This is a genomic window from Nonomuraea zeae (assembly GCF_005889725.1).
In the GTDB taxonomy this organism is placed as follows: Bacteria; Actinomycetota; Actinomycetes; order Streptosporangiales; family Streptosporangiaceae; genus Nonomuraea; species Nonomuraea zeae.
This window is the reverse complement of sequence record NZ_VCKX01000617.1, coordinates 1-2,173: the sequence shown is the minus strand read 5'-3', so window position 1 is coordinate 2,173 and position 2,173 is coordinate 1. Positions and strand designations below refer to the sequence as shown.

Here is a 2,173-nt window from a genome sequence, read left to right as displayed (position 1 = left end):
ATCCCAACCAAAAAGGAATCCATCAAGAATCCGAAAACCCTTGACGGGGTTATGCATGGTTAATCATGCACTGGCTTTTAACACACTGTTGAGTTCTCAAGAAACGGACGCGTACATCCCCACCAGAATCTCTGCGATCCCGGCTTGGAGGCGTTCATTTCGTTCTGCGTTCTTTCGTTGTGTCTTAATTCTTTCAGCCGTTCCAGTCCCTGTCAAATTGACCGGACTTGCTCGACCTGCGGGAATTAAGCTCTGCCCCGTTTCCGGGACAACCCCTCTAACTTACCAGCCGATCCGAGTGCACGCGCACGTTCACCGGAGTGTTGGTGTCTGGAGGTTGTCCCCGAGTGAGGCCGGCGATCACCGCCGTCCTCGTGGGACTGGTGAACTCTATGTACGCCTCCGGGAACCGTCAAATCGATGGTTCTCCCGTCGGCCCGGGGTAAGTAGGGGGCGTGCGAGATCAACACGTCCCCAGGGCGCTCATCATCCTGGTGGGCATCGCCGGAGCGGTGATCGCCCTCTTCGGACTCCGCGAGGTGGCCTCCATCGCCGGGCCAGTCGTGCTGGCCCTGGTGCTGGTCATCGCCGTCGCCCCGGTGCGCAGCTGGCTCGACGCCAGGCGTGCGCCCGTCTGGCTCCAGGTGGCGGTGCCGTTCCTCATCGTGGTGCTCGTGCTGCTGAGCATGGCCGGGATCCTGACCATCTCGGCCACCCAGCTCGCCTTTCTGCTGCCCAGCTACACCAGCCAGTTCGACCAGCTCATCGACGACTCCCAGCACTGGGCCACCACCCACGGCGTCAGCAACGACATGCTGAGCAAGGCGCTGCAGGCGTTCGACCCCGGCAAGATCCTCGGCTTGGCGCAGAGCCTGGTCGGCAGTTTGATCGGCGTGCTCTCCTCGCTTTTTCTGATCGTGGTGCTGCTGCTGGCCATGTGTCTCGACGCGCCGATGACGGCCAAAATTCTGATGAGCGGTGAAGGCAGCAGGCCGCAACTGGTGGAGGCGCTGGCCACGTTCGCGCACAAGACCCGGCGCTATCTCATCGTTTCGACCGTCTTCGGGCTGATGAACGCCATTCTTGACGTGATCGCCCTTTCCCTGCTGGACGTGCCCCTGCCCCTGCTCTGGGGGGTGCTCGCGCTCATCGCCAACTACATTCCGAACATCGGCTTCGTCATCGCCCTCCTGCCGCCCACCATGCTCGCTCTGCTGGACGGCGGGGTGCAGACGATGGTGCTCGTCCTCGTCGCGTACATCGTCATCAACGTCGTCACGCAGTCGTTCATCCTGCCCAAATTCCTGGGGGACGCGGTCGGGCTCTCGACGACGATGACGTTCATCTCGCTGATCGTCTGGACCTTCGTGCTCGGCCCGCTGGGCGCCATTCTCGCCATCCCGCTCAGCCTGCTGACGCGGGCCCTGCTGATCGACAGCGACCCGAGCGCCCGGTGGGCTCAGGCGCTCGTGTCAGGCAAGCTCCCGAACGGGTGAGACGAGGCCGCGCAGCGACACCCCGCTCAGCCGCTTGACGTCGTGTGACAGGTGCGCCTGGTCGGTGTAGCCGGCCGTGACCGCCACCTCCGCCAGCGGGACGCCGGCGCGGGCCAGCCGGAGCGCGCACTGGAAGCGGACGATGCGCTGGAGGGTCTTCGGCGCGTAGCCGAAGGCCGTCACGCTGCGGCGCTGGAGCTGGCGTTCGCTGAGGCCGAGTGACCAGGCCACGTCCGCGACCGTCCGGCCCTTGCGCAAGCCGGTGGCGATGGCGCGGGTGGCGGGGTCGAGGGCGGCCGATCGGGCGAGGCGTGCCCGGACGGCGGATCGCATGACCTCGAGCCGGGACTGGATGGTGGCCGCCAGGCGAGCGGCGAGCACGTCCGAAGGATCCCCCAGGCGGGCGGCGGGAACGTCCGAAGGGTCCCCCAAGCGGGCGGCGGGAGGGCCTTCGGGGCGGTCCCGCAGGCTGGTGGCCGGGCTGGGTGCGAGGTCGGAGAGGGCCAGGCTCGGGTCCAGATCCAGGCCGGGGCCCGGACCACGGTCCAGATCCGAAAGGTCCAGGTTCGGGGGCAGGAGCGAAACGTCCAGGCCCGAAAGGTCCAGGGTCGAGTCCAGGTCCGAAAGGTCCAGGGTCGGGGGCAGGTCCGAGAGGTCTGCGTGGTCCAGGTCGGGGC

Annotated in this window: 2 protein-coding genes; one reads left to right on the top strand and one right to left on the bottom strand. The window is 66.2% G+C overall.

From position 1 onward, the window contains the following. Positions 1-455 precede the first annotated feature (455 nt). Complete coding sequence (locus ETD85_RS61800) at positions 456-1,496, top strand: AI-2E family transporter (protein ID WP_240780181.1); 1,041 nt, start codon at positions 456-458, stop codon at positions 1,494-1,496. On the opposite strand, the gene ETD85_RS65345 is transcribed toward ETD85_RS61800, so the two are convergent. Continuing rightward, positions 1,473-2,173 (bottom strand): helix-turn-helix transcriptional regulator (locus tag ETD85_RS65345; protein ID WP_206059647.1); only part of this gene is annotated, 701 nt, incomplete at its 5' end. The two genes, ETD85_RS61800 and ETD85_RS65345, sit on opposite strands and share 24 nt — an antisense overlap.